This is a genomic window from Paenibacillus maysiensis, from assembly GCF_000520815.1.
Classification (GTDB): domain Bacteria; phylum Bacillota; class Bacilli; order Paenibacillales; family Paenibacillaceae; genus Paenibacillus; species Paenibacillus maysiensis.
In genome coordinates this window covers 1-22448 of the sequence record NZ_ASRY01000276.1, presented here as the reverse complement: position 1 = coordinate 22448, position 22448 = coordinate 1, and the positions used below count along the sequence as shown (strand labels likewise).

The following is a 22448-nucleotide window of genomic DNA, read 5'->3' as shown; positions in this document are numbered from 1 at the left end:
TTGGTACGAATCGTTTAAATTGTCTGTGGGCTGTAGCCTCTGTAAATAAGGTCGCATGATGTTATCTCATATAACACATCGCGGCCTCTTGCTTAATATGGGCACATTTGGAATGCTTGTAGACGCAACAAGGCAGAACAAGCGTACATATAAAGTGGAAAGAGAGTGGATAATTCAGATGACGATTCAGGCGGTAATGTTCGATCTTGATGATACACTTCTGTGGGATGAGCGCAGCGTAGAAGAGGCATTTGACGCGGCGTGCCAGACAGGTTCCCGGGAAGCAGGCGTTGATCCGAAGGCTTTGGAAGAAGCAGTCCGCAAGGAAGCGCGTGCTTTGTATGAGTCTTATGAAACCTTTAGTTTTACTCAATTGATTGGTATTAACCCGTTTGAAGGATTGTGGGCGAATTTTACGGCAGGAGAGCAGCCTGAATTCCGGCAATTGGAACAGTTGGCCCCTGCTTATCGAAAGGAATCTTGGCGTAGAGGTCTTCAAAAGCTGGGGATTGATAATGAAGAGTTGGCGCAAAAGCTGGCAACCCAATTTGCCTTGGAAAGACGCTCCCGCCCCCATGTTTATGAAGAAACGTTTGAGATTCTGGAGCAGCTAAAAGGGCAGTATAAGCTGCTTTTGTTGACAAACGGTTCCCCTGATCTACAACAGGAAAAGCTGGATGGCGTTCCGCAGCTAGCTCCATTTTTTGATCACGTTGTTATTTCAGGTTCGTTTGGTAAAGGAAAGCCTGATCCGTCTATTTTCCAGCATGCTTTGGGACTTCTAGGTATTGAGCCTGAACATGCTTTAATGGTGGGGGATAAGCTGACGACTGATATTCAAGGGGCTCTGGCGGCAGGTGTGCACTCCGTGTGGGTGAACCGAAACGCCAAAACCAATACTACAGAAATCAAGCCAAAGTTCGAAATTAAGCATCTGTCCGAATTGAATGGGATTATTCAATCGTTTAAGTAAGTGCTTTTCGGCTCTAATTTATAGTAACAAGCCAAAAAACTCCCTCCGCTCAGATATCTCAGAGCAGAGGGAGTTGCTTTATCCACATTCGCTATTATAGTATTATGCCTTAATAAATGATGAATCTTCAAACGGCTCGGCAATCCAGCCATTTTCTTCGATGAACAAACGTACTGCGACGATCTTCTGATTTTCCATTAAGGTAAAGAAGTGAGGAATATTTTCTGGTACGGAAATAACGTCACCCGGTGAAAGCTCAACATTAAAATAACCGATTTCTTCAGGGCCTTTAATGATGAAAATGCCTTTGCCTGCCACAATAGCACGAATTTCATCTTCAGTATGCGTATGAATTTGCTCAAACTTGGCAAGCAGCTCATCCAGGTTCGGCGTTGCCTCGGACAAGGTGATAACATCCCATATTTTATACCCGCGACGGGCGGCTAAATCCTTGATTTCGGGTTCGAAAGTGCTTAGAACAGCCGCTTTTTGCTCATCCGTCAGGATAAAGTTTTCTTGCAGCTCCCCGGCCAGCTTGGAAGCATCCCAATGCTCGTACAATACCTCTTGGCTCTCCAAAAATTCACGTACCTTGTCTTCATCGCTAATTCGTACATTCGTATTGCGTATTAGGATTTCAGCCAACGGTTATCCCTCTTTTCCACTTGGTTTAATGCTGTATATAGGATACCATGTCTTGAATCGTTGTACAATATAGGTTTGTAACAATTTATACTACAAACTGTAAAAATGAATATCGAGAGTGGCTTTATGTACGGAAGAAGCCGTATAAAACGTATGATTTTACTTCAATCTATCTAAATGATACGGTTTCTGCTAAACTAGGATTTAACGTTTTTGCGGGGGGTGAAGAGATTTTGGATAAAGTTAGCTTACAGGATGCATTACAACGAAGAATACTCATTCTTGATGGTGCCATGGGCACCATGATCCAGCAAGAGGATCTTTCCCCCGACGATTTTGGTGGGGAAGAGCTGGAGGGCTGCAATGAGATGTTGGTCTTGACCAGACCGGATGTCATTCAAGGGATACATGAAGCATACTTGAAGGCCGGATCAGACCTGATTGAAACGAATACTTTTGGAGCAACATCCGTTGTTTTGGCGGATTACGATATACCGGAGCGTGCCCGTGAGATTAATCTGGTTGCAGCTAGATTGGCGCGTAACGCGGTGGATAAGTACAGCACACCGGACAAGCCTCGTTTTGTTGTAGGAGCCATGGGACCGACAACGAAAACATTATCCGTGACAGGTGGTGTTACGTTTGCGGAGCTGATCGAGAGCTATGAAGAGCAAGCCTTGGCGTTAATTGAAGGCGGCGTGGATGCCCTGCTTTTGGAGACCTCGCAGGATACGCTTAACGTCAAAGCTGGAAGTATTGGAATTCGGCAGGCTTTTGAACAGACAGGTATTGAGCTTCCGTTAATGATTTCGGGAACGATTGAACCGATGGGAACGACTCTGGCAGGTCAGAATATTGAGTCTTTCTGCATATCGCTGGAACACTTGCACCCGGTGTCGATTGGGCTGAACTGTGCTACAGGACCGGAGTTTATGCGGGATCACATTCGCTCTCTCTCCGATATGTCCTCAGCAGCAATTAGCTGTTATCCAAATGCAGGTTTGCCTGATGAAAACGGTCAATATCATGAATCACCTGATTCATTGGCCCGTAAAATGGCCGCTTTCGCCGAAAAAGGCTGGCTGAATATCGCAGGGGGGTGCTGTGGTACCACGCCTGAGCATATCCGGGTTATGAGTGAACGTATGGCGCAGTTTGAGCCGCGCCCGCTGGAAGGTCATCACCCACCGGCTGTATCGGGTATTGAGCCTGTATATATTGAACAGGAAAATCGTCCCTATATGGTTGGTGAACGAACAAATGTTCTCGGCTCCCGCAAATTCAAGCGTTTGATCGTGGAAGGCAAATATGAAGAGGCATCTGAAATTGCCCGCGCTCAGGTAAAGAGCGGAGCGCATGTGATAGATATTTGTGTACAGGACCCGGACCGCGATGAAATGACGGATATGGAAGCCTTTTTGAAGCTGGTCGTGAATAAGGTAAAGGTTCCTCTTGTAATTGATACCACGGATATTCAGGTCATTGATATCGCCTTGCAATATTCGCAAGGGAAGGCGATCATTAACTCCATTAATTTGGAGGATGGCGAAGAGAAATTCGAGAAAATGGCACCTCTTATTCATAAATACGGCGCGGCTGTTGTTGTTGGAACCATTGATGAACGTGGTCAGGCTATTTCACGTGAGGATAAGCTTGAAGTGGCAAAACGTTCTTATGATCTGCTGGTGAACCGTTACGGTCTGGCACCCGAGGATCTTATTTTTGATACACTCGTATTTCCCGTGGGAACAGGTGATGAGCAGTACATCGGTTCGGCCAAGGAAACGATTGAGGGGATTCGGATTATTAAAGAGGCACTTCCAGGGGTTCACACCATTCTGGGTATCAGTAACGTGTCCTTTGGCTTACCGGAGGCGGGGCGTGAAGTGCTCAATTCCGTCTATTTGTACGAGTGTACCAAAGCAGGCTTGGACTACGCGATTGTAAATACGGAGAAGCTCGAGCGTTATGCTTCGATACCCGAGCATGAACGGAAGCTCGCCGAAGACCTGATTTATAAAACGAACGACGAAACTTTAGCCGCTTTTGTGGCTGCTTTCCGTAATAAGAAAGTGGAGAAGAAGGAGAAGGTGTCTAACCTGTCGCTCGAAGAGCGGCTGGCTTCCTATGTAGTGGAGGGCAGTAAGGAGGGACTGATTCCGGATCTGGAGCAAGCGCTCGCCCAATATTCTTCGCTGGAGATTATTAATGGCCCGCTGATGAAGGGGATGGAAGAAGTAGGCCGTCTGTTTAACAACAACGAATTGATCGTTGCAGAGGTGCTGCAAAGCGCTGAAGTCATGAAGGCGTCGGTAGCTTACCTGGAGCAGTATATGGAGAAAAACGAATCCTCGGTAAAAGGGAAGATTCTGCTGGCTACGGTCAAAGGCGATGTGCATGACATCGGTAAAAACCTGGTGGAGATTATTCTGTCCAACAATGGTTATCATATTGTGAATCTGGGTATAAAAGTACCACCAGAACGCATTATTGAGGCTTACCGTGAAGAAAAGGCCGACATGATTGGCTTATCCGGTCTGCTTGTTAAATCGGCCCAACAAATGGTGTTGACTGCACAGGATTTGAAAAATGCGAATATTGATATCCCGATTATGGTTGGCGGAGCTGCTTTGACGCGTAAGTTTACGAAAAATCGTATCCGTCCAGAGTATGACGGACTGGTTGTCTATGCGAAGGATGCTATGGATGGTCTGGATATCGCGAACAAGCTGATGAATCCTGAGTCCCGTAAGAAAATGGCTGAGGACATGGAGGCTGAGCGAGAGGCGGAAGCTGCGACGGTCGTGGAAACCAAGCCGTTGCCTAAGCTAACCCGGGCGGTTCGCTCTAACATTGCTCAGGATTTGCCTGTTTATTTGCCGCCGGATACAGATCGTCACGTACTGCGTAACTATCCGCTTAATTATATTTTGCCTTATGTGAATATGCAGATGCTGATGGGGCATCATCTTGGTTTAAGAGGAAATGTAGAGCAGTTGCTGGCTTCGGGGAATCCGAAAGCGACTCAGTTGAAGGAAACCGTAGACAGCATCATGTTTGAAGCCGTTACAGATGGGATTATTCAGGCACATGCCATGTATCGTTTTTTCCCTGCACAGTCCCAAGGAGATCAGATTTTGGTCTATGATCCAGCGGATACGAGCAAGGTACTGCACACCTTTACGTTTCCACGCCAACAGGTAGAACCTTATCTGTGTCTGGCTGATTTTTTGAAATCGGTGGAATCCGGAGTTATGGATTATGTAGGTTTCATGGTCGTTACGGCGGGTCATGGTATTCAGCAGCTTTCCACGCAATGGAAAGAAAAAGGTGATTACTTGCGTTCTCATGCGCTTCAGGCAGTTGCTCTGGAAGTGGCAGAGGGATTGGCCGAGCGGCTTCATCATATTATTAGGGACAGTTGGGGCTTCCCGGACCCTGCCGATATGACAATGAAACAGCGGCATGGTGCCAGATATCAGGGCATACGGGTATCCTTTGGTTATCCGGCTTGTCCTGATCTGGAGGATCAGGGACCGTTGTTCCAACTGTTGAAACCTGAGGATATTGGCGTTGAACTGACAGAAGGGTTTATGATGGAACCGGAGGCTTCAGTATCAGCCATGGTGTTCAGCCACCCTCAGGCGCAGTATTTTAACGTCGAAAAGGTATAACACCTTTATCAGTGGGATAGCAAAGACCCTCCGAGCTTCGGAGGTTTTTTGCTGGTCAGCAGGAAGAAGGTTAAAGTCATGGAATTTTATTTTCTCGGCACGAATGCAGGTGTGCCAACGATCCAGCGAAATGTGACGTCTATCGCACTCCGTTTGCTGGAGGAACGAAGAAGCATGTGGTTGTTCGATTGCGGCGAAGGAACTCAGCAGGAGGTACTGCGTTCGCCGCTTAAGCTAAGCAGGCTTGAAAAAATATTTATTACCCATTTGCATGGAGACCATCTCTTTGGTCTGCCGGGTCTGCTCTCAAGCAGGGCATATCAGGGAGGTACGACACCGTTGACGGTATACGGGCCACCCGGATTAAAGCAGTACATCGAATTATCACTGGGAATCAGCCAATCCCGTATCAACTACCAACTACATATTGTGGAGCATACGGGAGGAGTGTTGTTTGATGACGGGCAGTTCCGTGTGGAGTCGGCTCTGCTGGACCATCGTATTGACAGCTACGGCTATCGTATTGTAGAGATGGATAAGCCCGGCAAGCTCAATCAGGAGCTGCTGGAGCGATACGGAATCAAGCCCGGCCCGGTGTATGGCAAGCTGAAGCGTGGAGAAAGCGTGGAGGTGGAGGGTGGAGTCATTCTTCATCCTGAGGATGCATTGGGTACACCGAAAAAAGGGCGTATCATCACCATTCTTGGTGACACGCGGCCTTGTCCGAATACCGTAGTATTGGCTCAAGATGCAACCGTTGTCGTTCATGAAGCTACTTTTCTGCATGAGTTGGCGGATACGGCGTATGAATATCATCATAGTACAGCACTTCAGGCGGCGGAAGCAGCTAAAGCGGCAGGTGCGGGCCAATTGATCATGACGCATTTTAGCTCCAGATATAAAGATCAGGAGCAGCTTCAGTCGTTGCTGGAGGAAGCGCGGAGTATATTCCCCAATTCATTGCTGGCGGAGCAGCATGTGCTGCTACCGGTGCCCGATATCGGTTCATAAACGGTTAGTTATAAAAGATAGACGTGTATGGGTACCGGGGCTTGCTCCGGTGCCTTTGTTTTTCCTGCGAAATTATTTTCCGGGAAAGCGCAGGATGCGACAAGAGATGAGGGCGACATAGGGGTGGGGTCGAATGAATTTGTACTACCACATATGGAGGCGTGTCATATTCGGTTTTCTATATATCGAATTTTAAGCATTTTGTATTTTGAGCAGGGCCAGGAAATACAGGAAATTTCCCTTGTAGAAAAGGCATCTTCGATGGATTTCGACGGATATGTAAGCTTATTCTCTGGGAAAGCGACGGCTTTTAGCGAGGAATGGCATTATTTTGAACGGTTTATCAGCAATTCATGGACTTCATACGTATTTTTGACTTAAGATAGATAAGATGAAATGGGGAGGCCAACTTATTTTATGACCTGAATGGTTAAGGTGATTAAATAAGAAGGTGAACATCATTCATGGGATGAATTATAATTTCAATGTTATTATGAATTGATTTGAAGTGCGGGAGGGAATTACGATAAAATCGTTACTAATTGATCTGGATGGAACATTGTATCATGGGGACCGGATGATCAAGGGTGCGGATCTGCTCATATCCCAATTGCGCACCAACCAGATACCTTACGCTTATGTTACGAACAATGCTTCACGCACACCCGAGTTGGTGGCAGAGCATTTGGTAGGTATGGGAATTGAAGCGGTTAGCGATGAAGTATGTACTTCGGCGCTGGCGGCTGCACAATATGTTGGACAGCAAGGTCCTGGAGCACGAGTATATTGTATTGGTGAAACGGGATTACGTCAGGCGCTCACGGATGCCGGATTGCAGCTTGTGGAGGATCATCCCGATTATGTGGTGCAGGGGATAGATCGCCTATTTACATATGATAAGCTGGTTGCTGCCATGCGCTGGATTCGGGAAGGGGCCACTTTTATTTTGACGAATCCGGATCTACAATTGCCTTCACAGGATGGACTCACGCCGGGGGCAGGAACGATTGGAGCTGCGATTGAAGCGGCATCACAGGTAAAACCGATAGTCATTGGCAAGCCTTCAAGTGTATTAATGAACTATGCGCTGGATCGCTTGAACATTAGAGCGGATGAAGCTCTTGTTGTGGGCGATAATATGCTTACCGATATTGCGGCAGGTGCGGCGGCAGGTTGCAAAACAGCTCTCATACTATCGGGTGTTTCGACCCGCAATAATTTGGACGAACATATACGTGTCGTTGGAGTAAAGCCTGACCTGATTTTTGACAATCTGGATGAATTGCGGGATTGGCTCCAGGAAGAGTGTAAGTAATAGTAAATATACATTTTAAAAAAATCTGCAAGAATCAAAAGTGATTTGCAGCTACGAAAGGAAAGATGTTGACATGCCGGAACTTCCTGAGATGGAGAATTATAGAACGCTATTGTCAAAACAAATTTTGGACATTCCGATTACTGGAGTGACGGTTAACCGTGTGAAATCCATTAATACCGATGTGGAAACGTTTGAGAAGCAATTGCTGGGAACTACCGTTGTATATATGGAGCGTCGAGGCAAGCACTTGATTTTTCATCTGAACACGGGCGGGCGGCTTGTGCTGCATCTGATGCTGGGAGGACTGCTGTATCTGGGAACAGAGGAGCAGCGTCCTGACCGTACGGTTCAGATTGAACTGGATTTCAGTGGAGTAAAGCTTTATTTTATCGGGCTGCGCTTGGGTTACCTGCACCTGCTGACGGCTAAAGAAACAGAAGAGGCGATGTCTGAACTTGGACCTGATCCGCTGGATCGTCGTATGACACTGGAAAAGTTCACTGCACGTTTGAAGGGACGTCGGGGTATTTTGAAAACAACGCTCGTAAACCAGCATGTTTTTTCCGGTATCGGTAATTGTTATTCAGACGAAATTGCTTATATCGCTGGATTTACACCAGGCTCCAAAGTACAAAACATTGTACAGTCGCCAGAAAAAGTGGAAAAGCTGTATCATGCTACGCAATCCGTGCTTCGTGAAGCTACTGCGGAAGGCGGTTATATGGAAATGCCTTTGATGGAGGGGGATACACTAACGGGCGGTTTTGACCATCAGTGCCGGGTGTATGACCGTGAAGGGGAAGAATCGCCAAGTGGCGGGAAAATTGTACGGGTGGAGCTGGCGGGAAAAAAAGCATTTTATTGCCCGGTACAGCAGCATGATGCCTAAATTGCTGATCGGTTCTCATGTTAGTACGCGTGGCGGTTTTTCCAAAGCCGCTGCGCGTGCACGAGAGCAGGGAGGGCGTTCTTTTCAATATTTTCCGAAAAACCCGCGTAGTCTCAGGCTAAAGGAATGGAATGCGGCTGATGCAGCCGCTTGCAAAGCTTACTGTGTAAAGCACGAACTCCAATCTATTGCCCACTCGCCATATCCTGTTAATCCAGCCCACGGACGCGAACGCGGTCAGGAGCTTTATGATCTGACAGTTGCTTCGTTGCGGAATGATCTGGATATTGCTGAAGCCTGTGGCTCCAAGGGGATTGTCGTTCATTTTGGTCATACCCATGCGTCTGACCCGCTGGAGGGCTATCGGAATATCATTGGTTGTCTTGATGATGTGCTGGAAGGATGGCGGGGAAATGCTAAAATATTGATTGAAAATCAGGCAGGGGATCACGGTCCGATGGGAACCACACTGGAGGAATTGGTGCAAATTCGCCAGTTGTGTCAATACCCTGACAGCATCGGCTTTTGTCTGGATACCTGTCATGCCTATGCAGCAGGATTGTGGAATGGTGGAAGTGATGAGGCGTTGATCGAAAAAGGGGATCGTCTTGGCTATTGGCCAGCCCTGTGCGGAGTTCATTTGAACGATTCCAAATACCCGTATGGCTCAAGAAAAGACAGACATGCGCGTGTTGCGCAGGGATGTATTGGTCTGGAGGGCATGCGATGGATGACGGAACAGGAGCCTGTAAGGGGCATTCCAGTCGTTTTGGAAAGTGAAACGGGAACTGATGGGACCCATCGCGAAGATATTCAATTAATCCAAAGCTGGCAGTAATACAGTTTGGCGGATGTACTTCATTTTTAAGGCTTAGGAAACTTACATCCTTGGGAAAAAGGAGGAGACGTTATGCATTTGTTTATGGACGATTATCGGCCTTGTCCTCCGGGCTTTAAGCTGGCAAGGGATGCGGAGGAGTGTTTGTTATTGCTTCATGAATACCCGATTTCGGTGTTATCGCTGGATTATGATTTGGGGCCAGGTCAGCCAACAGGGAAAGATGTAGCTGCTGCCATTGCAGGGAAGCAGTTGTATCCGCGTGAAATTTATTTGCATTCCTCCAGTGCGGAGGGCAGACGCGCCATGTATGAGCTACTGTATGCCAACAAGCCGGAAGGTGTCACCGTGTATAACGGCCCGGTACCAGAGGAACGTATGCGTGAGATTAGAAAAGAGTTGGAACGATGAAGGAACTGGGACAAAAGGAGATAAGTCGTGCCATATGGGAGGGATGCAAGCTGGCTTTGTTTGTGTACACTCCCATGTGCGGAACCTGCGGGGCGGCCCGGCGGATGCTGGAGGTGGCAGAGCATTTGCTCCCCGAAGAAGTCGTGGTGCAAAGCAACATTAACTATATTCCCGAACTGGTGCAGGAGTACCGGATTTCCAGTGTTCCTGCGCTGCTTTTATATAACGGTGAGAACGAAAATCCTGAAATCATTTACAAAATGGAATCTGTGGAGCACTTGCTGAGCAGGATAAGGAGCGTGGTGGAATGATATCTATTAAGAACATTACATTGCAGCGGGAAGATAGACGAATATTGGACGATGTGAATCTTGAAATACGGGAAAATGAACATTGGGCCATTCTGGGGCGTAACGGCTCTGGTAAAACAACATTGCTGGAAATGATGACAGGGTATATGTTTCCAAGTCGCGGAACGGTCGAGGTGCTTGGACAAACATATGGTCAATGTGACGTGCGGGAAGTACGCAAGCAGATCGGATATATCAGCCAGACGTTGCTGGAGAAATTGGCTTTAAAAGATCCGGTATGGGAAGTGGTTGCTACTGGAGCGTATGCTTTTTTACGTTTTTATCAGGAGATTCCAAGGGAGACAAAAGAAAAAGCCGTATCTCTTCTAGAGGGAATGAATTTAGGTGCGCTGATGAATCATCCGTTGGGTACCTTATCTCAGGGGGAACGCAAAAAAGTAATGCTCGCCCGTTCGTTGATGGCGGAGCCTCGTTTGCTGATTATGGATGAGCCTTGCGCCGGGCTGGATCTATTTGAGCGGGAAAAAATGCTGGTTGAAATTGATCGGCTTCGCAAGAGGGATTTGTCAGTGGTCTGTGTAACCCACCATATTGAGGAGATTGTTCCCCTCTTTACCCATGTGGCACTTATCCGTGATGGCAAGGTGGCAGCAGCCGGACCAAAAAAAGAGGTTTTAACGAAAGAATTGATTATGCATACCTATGAGGTTCCAGTTGAGCTGGATTGGGATGGAGACCGTCCCTGGATTCGGGTATGCACTGGAGGGTAACATTATTTTGGAGGAAATATATATGAGTACAGATGAACAGGGTGGAACCGCTTTGTCATCATCAAGATTTGTTTGCACGGCTAACCATGGGTTTGCACCTTATGCCCAGGAAGAGCTTAGAAGAATGTTTGGCTCGGTGAAAAGCACAATACTTTTACCTGGTGAAATTTTTCTGGCTACATTACCTGCGGATGCAAGTGAGGCTGTGGGAACGATTACAGGTCAGCCGCCAATGTTTTTGCGTCACTTATTTCCTGTGCATTTTCAGGAGGAAGGAACGAACTTGGCTCAGGTGATGGAACGTTTGGTTTCTTTTATCCGTAACCGCCGAGAACTGATAGATCAACGCGTTTCTTTGCAGGTGCGCAAAGGAGCTGACAGTAGTTGGGCTGAAAGCGCAGGTGCGCTCAAGCAGGCTTTGAGTGAGCAATTAAGTGATCTTCCTATGGAGCTTACGGTGCAGGGAGCAGAGGTTATTGTGTCCGTTTTTGCGGATACGGATACATGGTATGCAGGTGTGTCGCATCCTCAGGACAATCTATCGGATTGGAGCGGAGGCGCAGTTCGTTTTCAAAAAGAGGACGGGCAAATCTCTCGTGCCAAATTCAAGCTGCTGGAAGCAGAAGCGACGTTTGGCATTGATTTTAGCGCTTTTCATCAAGGACTGGATATCGGGGCGGCGCCGGGTGGATGGACTTCCTTTTTGCTGGAGCGTGGACTCAAAGTAACGGCGGTTGATCCGGCAAGGATGGAGCCTTCGTTGATGAAGTATGCCAATCTGACTTTTTTGCGTAAAAATGCGAGTGAGGTCAAATTCAAAGAAAATACATTTGATCTGCTGGTCTGTGATATGAGTTGGAGTCCAAAGCAGATGGCAAGGCTTGTCACTGATTTGCTGTATAGTTTACGCAGCGGCGGTACTGCCATCGTAACAGTCAAGCTAATGCATAAAAAGCCTTTGGCGCTTATTCATGATGTGATCGCTTCGTTCGAGCAGTCCGGCATGCAGATTCAGCGGGCCAAGCAGCTATTCCATAACCGGGATGAGATTACATTGTATATGATCAAGTATGGAAAATAATGCTTTACAATTGGTATAGGTGTGCTATATAATAAACCCAAATTGTTCCTTAAAAATATAATAACCACGTTTAAATAAAGGGAAAGCATCCCGCGAACATCGTTTTCATGGTGACATGAAGATTGTGTTTTTGCGGTAGGCTTTCCCTTTTTTGCGTTGTTTGCTTATAGAAAGGAGGCAAGAGAGATGAAAAAACAATCGCATTTGGAATACGGTTCGGTTGTGGGTGAGCGTTACCGGATTGTCCGCACGTTGGGTACGGGAGGGATGAGTAGCGTGTTTATGGCAGAGGATTTGAAGCTGCCAGGTAAGCAATGGGCTGTGAAGGAGTCCGTTGCCAACCCGCAAATGATGAAGATTGTACGCGCGGAGGCTGAGATGCTGATTTCGCTGAGCCACCCACGATTACCGAGAATTGTTGACTTCTTCGAGCATCCGCCATCCGGGGCGGTATATCTGGTTATGGACTATATTGAAGGAATTACGCTGGAAGCGTACATGAAGGGTTACCAAGGCCATATTCCGCAGGAGCAAATGGTTCCATTAGCTTTGCAGTTGCTGGATGTGCTGGATTACTTGCACACTCGCCAGTCCCCTGTCATCTACCGGGATCTGAAACCAACGAATATTATGCTGACACCGGAAATGGAATTTAAGCTGATTGATTTTGGTATAGCGCGGAGCTATAAGGATGAGATGAATCAGGATACGGTAAAGCTGGGCACAGTGGGCTTCGCAGCCCCGGAGCAATATGGAGCAGGCCAAACGGATGCCCGTTCGGACTTGTACAGTTTGGGAGCGTTGTTGTTGTATCTCTGTACAGGTGGCAAATATAGCGAGTGGACGGCCGGAGTAGAAGGATATATTCGTGGAGAACTACCTCGTCATTTGATCCCGGTGATTCGTAAGCTGCTGCGTCATCATCCAGGAGAGCGATTTCAGTCTGCCGGAGAGGTGATTGGGGAGCTTCGACGCAGTGCTGATTTTCAGCCTGCTCAACAAGGAGTGTCCGTTGGCGATGCTTCTATCGAATATGGAGGTACAAGGGTTGTAGCTGTGCTGGGCGTGTCTTCTGGTTCTGGTGCAACGCACACAGCGATTGCGGTGAGCCACTATCTGGCCCGAAGGTCCCGTTCAGTGGCATTGGTCGAACTGCATAGTACAGCCCAAGCATTTGCCCGGCTTCAAGAAGTGGTAGACGGAGTACCCGTTGGGCGATCGAGCTCAAGCCGGCGCTTTGAGGTAGACGGAGTACACTATTGGCGCCAAACATCCCGTGCCGATGTCATTGCGTTACTGGGGGGCTCTTACCAATTTATTGTGCTGGATTTGGGGAGCGGGCAGGATAATGAGCGCTTGGAAGAATTTTTGAGAGCCGATTACCCGTTAGTGGTCGGTTCTGGAGCTGAGTGGAGAATTCGGGATATAGCAGGACTAGCTCGTTCTCTCCAGCGCCATCCGCAGCATAAATGGAATTACTGTTTGCCGCTGGCAGCAACGGAGGCTGTACGCAGGCTGCGTAAGGAATTGGATCACGACAAAGTGTTTGCTTTACCGTTCCATTCCGATCCGTTTGAGCAAGAGGACGAGATGGATCAGGTGCTGGATGAGCTGTTTCGTGGAGCCATTCCCGATACGCGAAAGAAACGCTTTGGATTCCTCAAACGCAGTCAGCGCTAGATAAAAGGTATATATCAAAAAAGGCAGGGGAGAAGTTGTGTGTCCAAGCTAAGAAAAAGCAGTAAGCAAAAGCTTTACGCCGGTTGTATTGGTGCGGGTATTGTTGGCGTTGTCTTCGCGAGCTACCTTATAATTAACACCCATCAATTGAATGATGTCAGGAAGCAGGCCGAAGCAGAGGCAGCACAAAAATGGAAAGGCTATGAGCAAGAACAACGAACGGCGAAAAAAGGTTGGGTTGTCGTTCGTGACATTTCTCCGGGTGAGCAGATTACACCTAGTGATTTGAAGGGAATTACGGTTCCTCGCTCTCAGGCTCCAGCCAATTTGGTTGCGGGTAAAAATGAAGCTTCCGGCAGCACGGCTAAAATTGAGCTGAAAAAAGGGTCTGTGCTTACATCAGCTATGATTACTGCCGAAGAACCTACGCCTAAAGACTTACGTAATCGGGAGCTGAAGGTGGTGGTCCTCCCAAACAGCCTCAAAGCCGGAGACGAAGTAGATATTCGTATTCAATTTCCGACGGGTCAGGATTATATTCTGCTAGCCAAAAAGAAAATTTCCAAGCTGGAAGGTTCGGTCATCTGGGTTACGTTGAATGAACAGGAGATATTATTGCTTTCGAGTGGGATTGTTGACGCCTATCTGCATAAAGCATCTATCTATGCATTAACGTATGTCGATCCGCAATTCCAGCCGAAGGCGATTCCAACCTATCCACCCAATTCGAAGGTGATAGAGTTAATGAATAGTGATCCTAATTTGATCCGCGTTGCTGAACAAAAGCTGTCCAAGCAGTTGCGTGAGTCTCTTGAAAATGCACTTAGTTCGTCAAACAATGTCATATCGACACCTATAGAAAGGAGCCTGAGTGAGGAAGTTGCGGCACAGCATGCGGGAGCGAATGCAGGTGGAGCCTTGAATGAGAACACAGGTACAGGGGACGGATATGGGAACGGGCCGGATGCCAAAGAACAAGCAGACATCTTGACGCAGAGCGGAAGCTCTGATCCATATGGTAAATAAATCAGAGAAAAGAGACAAAAGTATGAAAACTTGGATATTTGCCGGGCTATGTGATAAAAGCGATACCTTGTTATACATCAGCAGTATATTGGCAGCATCCGGTCAACAGGTATTACTTGTGGATGCCACGCTGCGGGGACAGTATCGGTACAGCATAGGGATGCTCGACAAACCACTTCCCATTGTGCAGTTTGGCGATTTTGATGTCGCCACGGGTTTTACATCTTGGGAGGATTTGCATATCGCCATGATGGCTGATCGGAAAGCAGGGTTGACTTATGACATTGTTATTCTGGATGTAGAGTCACCTGATTTCTGCCCCGTGTCTGTTTGGCAAGAGGCCGAACAGCGGATTTGGGTCAGTGACTATAGCCGGATGTTAATGGACAACGGACAGGTGTGGCTTGAACGTTTGTTCAGTCAACCTGATTTTCCGAAAAATCTTGTTTTTCACAAGTTATTTATGCAAGCCGTCGATTGTGGTGTGGAAGAGCCGTATTTATGGGAATATATGAACCGCTTTCCGGCCTCTTGGCAGCAGGAGCCGTATATACTGCCATGGGATGAAGGGCATCTTGCCCTGAAGCTGGAAAATGAGCACAAACAACAGCTCAAGCTTAAGCCATTGTCCAGAATGTATAAGAAAGAACTGAGTCGTTGCATTGGAGAATTAATGGGTTGGGAACCCAAAGAGAGCCGTCATGCGTTAAAGCGTGCGGAAAGGAGGAAAGCATGAGTACCATTTTGTTTTGGAGCCCGGTTAAGGGAGCGAGTGGAAGCAGTTCTTTGGCGGCATCCATAGCTGTTACTATAGGTAATCTTTATAGAGGGCGACTGCTGCTGACCCATTTGGGGCGCAGACATAACGGGATTGAGTCGGGATTTCCCATACAAGAACATCGGATGGACGATCCAAGCTTACAGCTTCAGGAGGGAGGTTGGGATGCTCTTGCACGATTAGCCCTGCGAGGGACATTGTCCAGAGAAAATATTCGCAATTATACGACGCCTGTACTGGAGCAGACTCTTGATGTGCTTGAGGGGACCTCAAGCTTTGGAGCCGCGCCGCCACTGTTATCCTCTGCTCTTGTACGAGCAGTGATGGATACGGCGGATCAGTATTATGATTTGACGCTTGTTGATGCAGGGAGTGGGGCAGGATGGGGAGCTGTACAGCATGAAGCATGTGTACGAGCCAAGCTGGCAGTTCTTTCACTGACTCAAAATATGAGAGAACTGGATGCCTACTTTGAATCTGTATCTCCATTATCCACTTATTCGGAATTGCCGCTATTGATCGTACTTGGAAAATATGATGTGCATTCTCAAGCGAATGTGGCGAATATTCGCAGGAGATATGGCTACAAGGGAGCACTCCATACCGTTCCTTATAGCACCGAATTTATGGATGCGTGGAACCGCAGAGACGTGATCGGTCATGTGCAGCGGGATGTACGAAGTGGTAAAGAAAAGGATCGTAAGCTTTTTATGCCTGTGGGATGGGCACAGAGCATGCGTCAGATCAGCAAGGCTATTCTGGAGACGGCAGAGTCCGATCTTCGGCTCAAGGCTTTGGAGAGGGGCGCTTAAATGCTGTCCGCTCAAATGATTAACGGGCTGCTTCTTACCTGCATCGTTCTGTTGTGTATCATACTGGTTATCGTTAAATACCGAGGGAGCCTTCGCTTGCGGCATTCAACCATGCAGGTAGCTCCAGAGAGTAAAGATGCCACATTGGAGGCGCTGATGGAGTATATCAAAAATGCGCTGCACGAGCTAAGTCATAGTCAGATGGCGGATGCCGGATTACATGAGGAGGAATACAGGCGGCGTATCCATCAAAGGGCCGAACTGCGCAGGGCGTTAAAGGACTGTGCCAATGGCAGCAGTGGAGACAAACGTTTTGTGAAAAACCTGATGGCTGAGCTGCTGATTAACGGTTATGGCTTGAATGAAAAGATCGTTGATACCGTTATGCCATTCTCCAGACCAGAGCTGTTTAGCGTACAGGACCAATTCGAAATTGTATTTTACCAATATCAGCAAAAGTTTGGTGTTGATGCTCTTTCACGCTTACTGGATACTTATGATTTGGCGGAAATGAGGTATTCGCAGCAAGGTGAAGAGGATGGAAGCTATCATATCACGGCGGAGGATATCCGCTATATCTATGACTATGAGCATCGCCCTCTCTCCTTTCTGGAGAAGGTAGATATTATTGTGCAGCGGATCTATCAGCACTATAAAGGCTTTTCCGTCATTGATGATATTCGTGACCAGCGGATCGACGGTGTCAGTGGGGGCGTTAGCGGTGTGCCGGAAGGCGGAATCCCTGTATCGGCCGATTGGCCTCAGGATCACTATGCATTCGAACCAACATCTGAACCAATAGCGAATGGCTATGAGAGTGTATGGATTTTTTATAAAGGCAAGACCATTCACCTTTCATTCCTTTCCTTCGGTTCAGAGCGGGAGCTTAAAAGGGTATGCCAAAATATTTACAAATACAACTACCCTGGACAGCTTTCCGAAGCCAATGGTTATAAGGTTAACGAAATGAAGGATGGGTCACGGGTTGTTGTGGTACGACCTCCTTTTTCAGAATCGTGGGCTTTCTTTGTCCGTAAATTCGATATTCAGAGCGCATCGCTCGAGCAATTAATTAAGGGAGAAAATGCTGAGTTTCCGATACAGTTACTTTCTTATTTAATGAAAGGCAGCCGCATCACAGCAATCACCGGAGCGCAAGGCTCAGGTAAAACGACGCTTCTGATGGCGATGGTCAAGCATATTTACGCTTCGTATACGCTTCGTGTGCAGGAAATGGCCTTTGAGCTGCATCTGCGTAGCATTTACAGCCGTCGTAACATTCTGACCTTTCGGGAAACGGATCATATTTCAGGGCAACAAGGGCTCGATTTGCAGAAAAAGACAGATGGAACCGTCAATATCCTTGGTGAAGTAGCGAGTGATGAGGTAGCCGCATGGATGATTCAAATGTCGCAGGTTGCCAGTCTGTTCACCATTTTTACCCATCACGCCAAAACCTTTCGTGATCTTGTGTTCTCCCTTCGTAATTCACTGCTCAAAACAGGAGTGTTTCAGCATGAAGGTATTGCTGAGGAACAGGTCGTTCATGTCATTAACTTTGATGTGCATCTCAAGCGTGATGCTGAGGGACGGCGATATATTGAACGGATTACGGAATGTGTGCCGCACGATCCCGATCATACAGATTCAGGCTCCAGCTCTGTATCGAGTTATAGCTACCGTCATGTTATGGAATATCGAAATGGGAGATATATGGCGATGGAGCCCCTGACCGTCAAAAGCACGGAAGAAATGTGTGAACAGATGAACGTCAAGGATGCCGGAGATTTTCGCAGATTTCTGACTCGCTATTGGGGGGAAGCCTATGAGTCTTAAAGAAATTTTACTGTGGGTTTTGTTCATTTCGGGTGGGTGCTTTGCGCTTCTCTATGTGACTTTGTGGTGGTTGCACAAGCGTAATGGTCATGCAATCCGCAGAGGGCGAATTCATTCTGTGCGAGAGGGACGGAAGGGAAAGGCAGTACTGCAACGGCAAATGCAATCTGCAATGCACAGGTTGTACACGATAGGCATGAGATTTCCTGTTACATCCGGGTATATCACGAGTGTACGTAAACGATTATCCGGTTTGCATGCCTACGATGAATATAAGCTTCGCCTTGAGACGATGAAGATGACGTTGTTCATTTGGGGGGCTTTTGCTTGCAGCGGCGCTGTGTTGCTTATGATGAAACCGGGGATAGAGTTTGCCATACTGGCTCTGTTATGCGGAGTGGTGATTAACAGTCTCATCTTGGATATGGCGATTAGCCGGATGGAAAAAAGGCTGCTTGCACAGATGATCGAATTGTTCGCCAATGTACGCCATCATTATCATCAGCATGGCATGGTGGAGGAGGCAATATCCGAGGCGGCCGATTTGGCAGGGGCTGAGGCTGGAAGGCATGCGCGACTTATTCATGAGGCGCTGACGGACGCTGATCCGCACGAAGCGCTGGAAAGATACTATGAATCCGCTCCTAATCGGTTTTTAAAAGCATTTGCCGGTATCTCGTATATGGTAATGGAGTTTGGTGACCGGATTGAAGAGGGCGGCTCCGTTTATTTAAAGGGACTCGGCAGTCTTGCACGCGAAATCCAGCTGGAGCTGCTGCGGAGAAATAAACTGGACTACTTGCTCAAAAGCTTAAATGTGATCGCACTTGCACCTGTTTTCTTTACAATGCCAATCGAAAGATGGGCAAGGTCCAGCTTTCCATCTATGGACGAGTTTTATCAGGGGAAATGGGGCTTTATCACGAAATTGTCCGTCTATATTGTAATTATAGTATCTTACTTCCTGCTCCAAAAGCTGCAACAGACCGACGAGACTGGATATCGTGCGGGCAAAGGAAAACGGGTCTGGGAGCAAAAGCTGTACCGTTTCCCCGTTATTCGTAATGTGGTGGATGCTTTAATTCCGCGACAGCATATGCCTTCTTATTTCCAACTGACCCGGCTGCTAAAGGAAAGTGGTGCAGAGGTTAAGCTGGAGTGGCTGTACATACGCAGAATCGCTCTTTTTATCGCAGGATTGGTGCTCAGCATCAGTACGGTGTTTATTTTACATCAAGCTGAGAAAACACATATCCTTCACGCTCCGGTTCAATCGGGACAAATGTTCGGGCGTTTGGGTCCAACGGAGGAAAAAGAAGCTTTAAAGCAGAGTGAGATTGACCGTAAAATGATGCATGCGCTAAACATGAGGGCGGACAGTACCTATGAGCAGACGTATGCAGCGCTGGAGCGGGTTTCTGGTGGCAGATCTACTCCGGAGCAGCTTTCCGAAAATACGCGTCGTATCCTGCAAAAGCTGGGAGCGTGGAACGCGGAATACATCAAGTGGTGGGAAGTGTTGATTAGTTTGGTTGCCGGGTATGTAGCCTATCAGATGCCTATGCTTTTATTGTATTTGCAGCGAAAAATGAGGCGCTTGGATATGAGGCATGAGGTTTACCAGTTTCAGACGGTTATTTCGATTTTGCGAGCCATGGAACGAATGTCTGTTGAGGAAATATTAGAATGGCTGAACCGTTTTTCGGTTATTTTCAAAAGACCTTTACAAAAATGCCTGCTTCATTATGAGCACGGGCCTGAGGCAGCACTTGACTTGTTGAAAGAAGAAGCGCCACTGCCCGAATTTCAACGCTTGGTGGATAAGCTGCATCTGTCTTTGGGCAAAATTACGATTCGAGAGGCTTTCGACGATTTGGATTCCCATATGTCCTACTATTTTGAACAAAGAAAACAGGAGTATGAAAAAATTATAGATAGCAAGGCCATTTGGGGAAGGTTGATAGGTTTTGCTCCGATGTACGGTCTTATCTTTTTATATTTGGTCATTCCTTTGATCGGTATGAGCTTTGTCCAAATGGATAGCTATTACGAGCAAATACAAAAGATTCAATAACAGTTCTAATACGACTATTACGATATAACAAGCTAAGGAGAGAAAAATAATGAATAACGCATCAACAGCCTTAAAAGTAGCTGCTGGCATATTTTTGACCATTGCACTGATCACAATTGTAGTCATTTTGTTCATTTCAGCACAGGAGGCGACCAAAACGGCACAAAACAATTTTGCCGATATCCAGACCGAGTTGTCTCAAGCCTCTTTTACGGTGTATGACGGGACAACGATCAGCGGGTCCCAGGTGACCAATGCACTGCGAAAATTTCAGGGCAAGGACCAATTCGGGATTCAGATTAAAACTGGAAAAAACATGACAGGTCAGTGGTATGGCAATGCGCTGAACATTAGCCCTGACAGTGAACAGTATGGAGCGGTGAACGGTGGAAGTGATAAGACCGGAAAAATAACGAATACGCTGAATGAGAAAGAAAACGAATACGTAAATCCAAGTGGTAAATTCAAGGCCGAGATCGTCAAGGATAAATCGAACGTTGTACGCGGGTTGTTATTTACCCAATCCTAGGATGCAGAATAAGGATATCAATTGTAAGGGAGATGGGTAGATGTCTGATCACGCTTCAAGTATGCTGCGGCTTGGTGTGTCAGTTACGCTGTTTATAACCGCATGTGCAGCGGCAGCAGAGTTGTCCAGTCAGATGGGCACTACACTGGAATTAAGATCGCAGCAGGAGGAACATTCCGAGGGCCGTATCAATCGTACTTTAGAGGTGAGCGTGCCAGAACGGATCAAAGGAACTCAAGTTATGCAGGCAATCCGTATGAACTTGCAGGACGGAATTCCTGTCCAGATCGATGGTACAGTGTACGATATGTATTCTGAACCGTTTGAGCCCGATGTATCAGCCCTGGATGCTTCCTCTTTATATTCCATGCATTCACAGCGTGATCAGTATGGAGATATACAATCCATACGTTTTGAGAAATTGGGGGAGGATTGAAGTGGTTCAATCAATATCCAAGCTGTTGGGAGCATTGCTCGCTGTCTTGCTCTTGTATATAGTGCCTGCAGCCCAAGCCGCTGAACGACAGGACGATATATCCGGGTTAAATACATATCATTCAACCGTACGTTTTGTTGATATGGTGAGAACCAAGGGATATATTACACCGACAATGTATAACGATTTTATGCGTGAGCTAGAACTGACGGGAAATACGTATGAGGTCGAATTGGAGCATATGCACAAAAAATACGTACCGGACTATGCTGATGCAGCGAGGTCGGATAGCTTTCTCGGCTACTATTCCTCCGTATATGACGGATACTATAACCCGCAAATCTTGCCTGTGCTGTTTCCTGACAATCAACAGCCAAAGTTGGATCAAACACGTCGATACACCATGATCTCAGGAGATTATTTTACAGTGCGGGTACACAATACGAATCGAACTCCTGCGGACTTGTACAAATCATGGCTCCTTGGAGGGGTAGATAGCGGCAAACCGACGGTTACAGCTTCTTACGGGGGCATGGTTCTGAATGAAGATTACTGATTTTGCAATTATATTTATCCTGCTCTTTTTGCCCTTTGGCGTGGTTAGTGACCTGCGGGTGCAGAATCAGCGTGAAGTACAGCAACTGGAAATGAAATATACCTCAGCCCTCCGTACCGCAGTCCAGGATGCAGGTGTCGTGCTTTCACAGAATGAACGTCAGGAACGGGAGGCTGGGTATGGCTCGGACAAGTTTTTTCGTGTAGATAAAGAAGAAGCGCTGCACACCTTTCTGCATAGCCTTTTTCTTAACATGGGAATTGATGGGGATCCAGTGGCACAACGTGCACTATTGGATTATATGCCTGCCCTTATGGTTCTGGACTATGACGGCTATTATGCATTTGCTTCCGTATCTTACACAGATGAGCATGGACAAGCTGTCCAAGGACCCAAATGGAGTGAAAAAAAACCTTATGCCTACGTTGATTCAGCAGGTAACAGTGTTGGATTTACTTTGGACAATTATGTACATGCCTATGATGCCCGGAATCACAGGTGGGTAGAGGGCTTTCAGAAGGAGCTTCAGGGACAGACAATGATCTCGTTGCTTAATGATCCGGAAGCATTTGAGCAAGTACGACGTTCCACCATTGTCCACAGCATTCAGGAGGATCTGGGCCGACTCATTAATCTCCATAACGAAAAGGCAGCACATAATGGTGTATCCTATACTTTCACGCTACCGCTCATCTCACAAGAGGAGTGGTATAACACTGTAGATGATGTGGGGCTGATGGCGTTTATCCAGGGAATCCCGGTTGGAGACAGGTACTATAATAACTATGGGTTTGGTGGTG

General features: G+C 47.2%; 21 protein-coding genes. 20 read left to right on the top strand and 1 reads right to left on the bottom strand.

Annotation, left to right across the window (positions count from 1 at the left end; genetic code table 11):
* Positions 1 to 178: 178 nt before the first annotated feature.
* Entirely contained in the window at positions 179 to 973 is a 795-nt protein-coding gene (locus tag L696_RS0120365) for an HAD family hydrolase (RefSeq protein WP_025685281.1), read from the top strand.
* 102 nt (positions 974 to 1075) lie between these two features.
* Here L696_RS0120365 and L696_RS0120360 read toward each other — a convergent pair whose 3' ends face one another.
* Positions 1076 to 1618: a 1,2-dihydroxy-3-keto-5-methylthiopentene dioxygenase gene (locus tag L696_RS0120360; RefSeq protein ID WP_025685280.1), complete on the bottom strand. Its 543-nt coding sequence runs from the start codon at positions 1616 to 1618 to the stop codon at positions 1076 to 1078.
* Between the two features lie 233 nt (positions 1619 to 1851).
* Here L696_RS0120360 and metH point away from each other — a divergent pair, with 233 nt between their 5' ends.
* The 19 genes from metH to L696_RS0120260 all read left to right on the top strand — a co-directional run.
* Positions 1852 to 5292 (top strand): methionine synthase, encoded by a 3441-nt coding sequence (gene metH, locus L696_RS0120355; RefSeq protein ID WP_025685279.1) that lies wholly within the window; start codon positions 1852 to 1854, stop codon positions 5290 to 5292.
* 78 nt (positions 5293 to 5370) lie between these two features.
* A complete protein-coding gene (rnz, locus tag L696_RS0120350; protein ID WP_025685278.1) occupies positions 5371 to 6303 on the top strand; it encodes a ribonuclease Z in 933 nt (310 codons plus the stop codon).
* 508 nt (positions 6304 to 6811) lie between these two features.
* Positions 6812 to 7618 carry a TIGR01457 family HAD-type hydrolase gene (locus tag L696_RS0120340; protein WP_025685276.1) on the top strand — a complete coding sequence of 269 codons (807 nt, stop codon included), beginning with the start codon at positions 6812 to 6814 and terminating at the stop codon, positions 7616 to 7618.
* A 73-nt stretch (positions 7619 to 7691) separates the two neighbouring features.
* On the top strand, positions 7692 to 8510 hold the full coding sequence (locus L696_RS0120335) for an Fpg/Nei family DNA glycosylase (RefSeq protein ID WP_025685275.1): 819 nt from the start codon (positions 7692 to 7694) through the stop codon (positions 8508 to 8510).
* Positions 8500 to 9348, top strand: a complete 849-nt coding sequence (locus tag L696_RS0120330) for a deoxyribonuclease IV (protein WP_025685274.1) — start codon at positions 8500 to 8502, stop codon at positions 9346 to 9348. The genes L696_RS0120335 and L696_RS0120330 overlap by 11 nt, the downstream gene beginning before the upstream one ends.
* Positions 9349 to 9420: 72 nt before the next feature.
* Entirely contained in the window at positions 9421 to 9759 is a 339-nt protein-coding gene (locus L696_RS0120325; RefSeq protein WP_025685273.1) for a cyclic-phosphate processing receiver domain-containing protein, read from the top strand.
* Positions 9756 to 10070 (top strand): thioredoxin family protein, encoded by a 315-nt coding sequence (locus L696_RS0120320; protein WP_025685272.1) that lies wholly within the window; start codon positions 9756 to 9758, stop codon positions 10068 to 10070. Before L696_RS0120325 ends, L696_RS0120320 begins: the two co-directional genes overlap by 4 nt.
* Positions 10067 to 10840, top strand: a complete 774-nt coding sequence (locus L696_RS0120315; RefSeq protein ID WP_025685271.1) for an ABC transporter ATP-binding protein — start codon at positions 10067 to 10069, stop codon at positions 10838 to 10840. The genes L696_RS0120320 and L696_RS0120315 overlap by 4 nt, the downstream gene beginning before the upstream one ends.
* Positions 10841 to 10862: 22 nt before the next feature.
* The gene (locus tag L696_RS0120310) at positions 10863 to 11921 is read left to right on the top strand and encodes a 23S rRNA (cytidine(2498)-2'-O)-methyltransferase RlmM (protein WP_025685270.1); all 1059 of its coding nucleotides are present in this window, start codon (positions 10863 to 10865) and stop codon (positions 11919 to 11921) included.
* Between the two features lie 186 nt (positions 11922 to 12107).
* Entirely contained in the window at positions 12108 to 13601 is a 1494-nt protein-coding gene (locus L696_RS0120305) for a serine/threonine protein kinase (RefSeq protein ID WP_025685269.1), read from the top strand.
* A gap of 39 nt (positions 13602 to 13640) precedes the next feature.
* Positions 13641 to 14627: an SAF domain-containing protein gene (locus L696_RS0120300; protein ID WP_025685268.1), complete on the top strand. Its 987-nt coding sequence runs from the start codon at positions 13641 to 13643 to the stop codon at positions 14625 to 14627.
* A 22-nt stretch (positions 14628 to 14649) separates the two neighbouring features.
* Complete coding sequence (locus L696_RS0120295; RefSeq protein WP_025685267.1) at positions 14650 to 15363, top strand: hypothetical protein; 714 nt, start codon at positions 14650 to 14652, stop codon at positions 15361 to 15363.
* Positions 15360 to 16217: a hypothetical protein gene (locus L696_RS0120290; RefSeq protein ID WP_025685266.1), complete on the top strand. Its 858-nt coding sequence runs from the start codon at positions 15360 to 15362 to the stop codon at positions 16215 to 16217. The genes L696_RS0120295 and L696_RS0120290 overlap by 4 nt, the downstream gene beginning before the upstream one ends.
* Positions 16218 to 18053 carry an ATPase, T2SS/T4P/T4SS family gene (locus tag L696_RS0120285; RefSeq protein WP_025685265.1) on the top strand — a complete coding sequence of 612 codons (1836 nt, stop codon included), beginning with the start codon at positions 16218 to 16220 and terminating at the stop codon, positions 18051 to 18053. It begins immediately after the preceding gene.
* Entirely contained in the window at positions 18043 to 20127 is a 2085-nt protein-coding gene (locus tag L696_RS0120280) for a hypothetical protein (protein WP_025685264.1), read from the top strand. The genes L696_RS0120285 and L696_RS0120280 overlap by 11 nt, the downstream gene beginning before the upstream one ends.
* Before the next feature lie 49 nt (positions 20128 to 20176).
* Positions 20177 to 20656 (top strand): hypothetical protein, encoded by a 480-nt coding sequence (locus L696_RS0120275; RefSeq protein WP_014281476.1) that lies wholly within the window; start codon positions 20177 to 20179, stop codon positions 20654 to 20656.
* Between the two features lie 40 nt (positions 20657 to 20696).
* Complete coding sequence (locus tag L696_RS0120270; RefSeq protein ID WP_025685263.1) at positions 20697 to 21092, top strand: hypothetical protein; 396 nt, start codon at positions 20697 to 20699, stop codon at positions 21090 to 21092.
* A 1-nt stretch (position 21093) separates the two neighbouring features.
* Positions 21094 to 21648 (top strand): hypothetical protein, encoded by a 555-nt coding sequence (locus L696_RS0120265; RefSeq protein ID WP_025685262.1) that lies wholly within the window; start codon positions 21094 to 21096, stop codon positions 21646 to 21648.
* Positions 21635 to 22448, top strand: an 814-nt coding sequence (locus L696_RS0120260) for a hypothetical protein (protein WP_025685261.1), incomplete at its 3' end; no start/stop codon positions are given. The genes L696_RS0120265 and L696_RS0120260, both read left to right, overlap by 14 nt.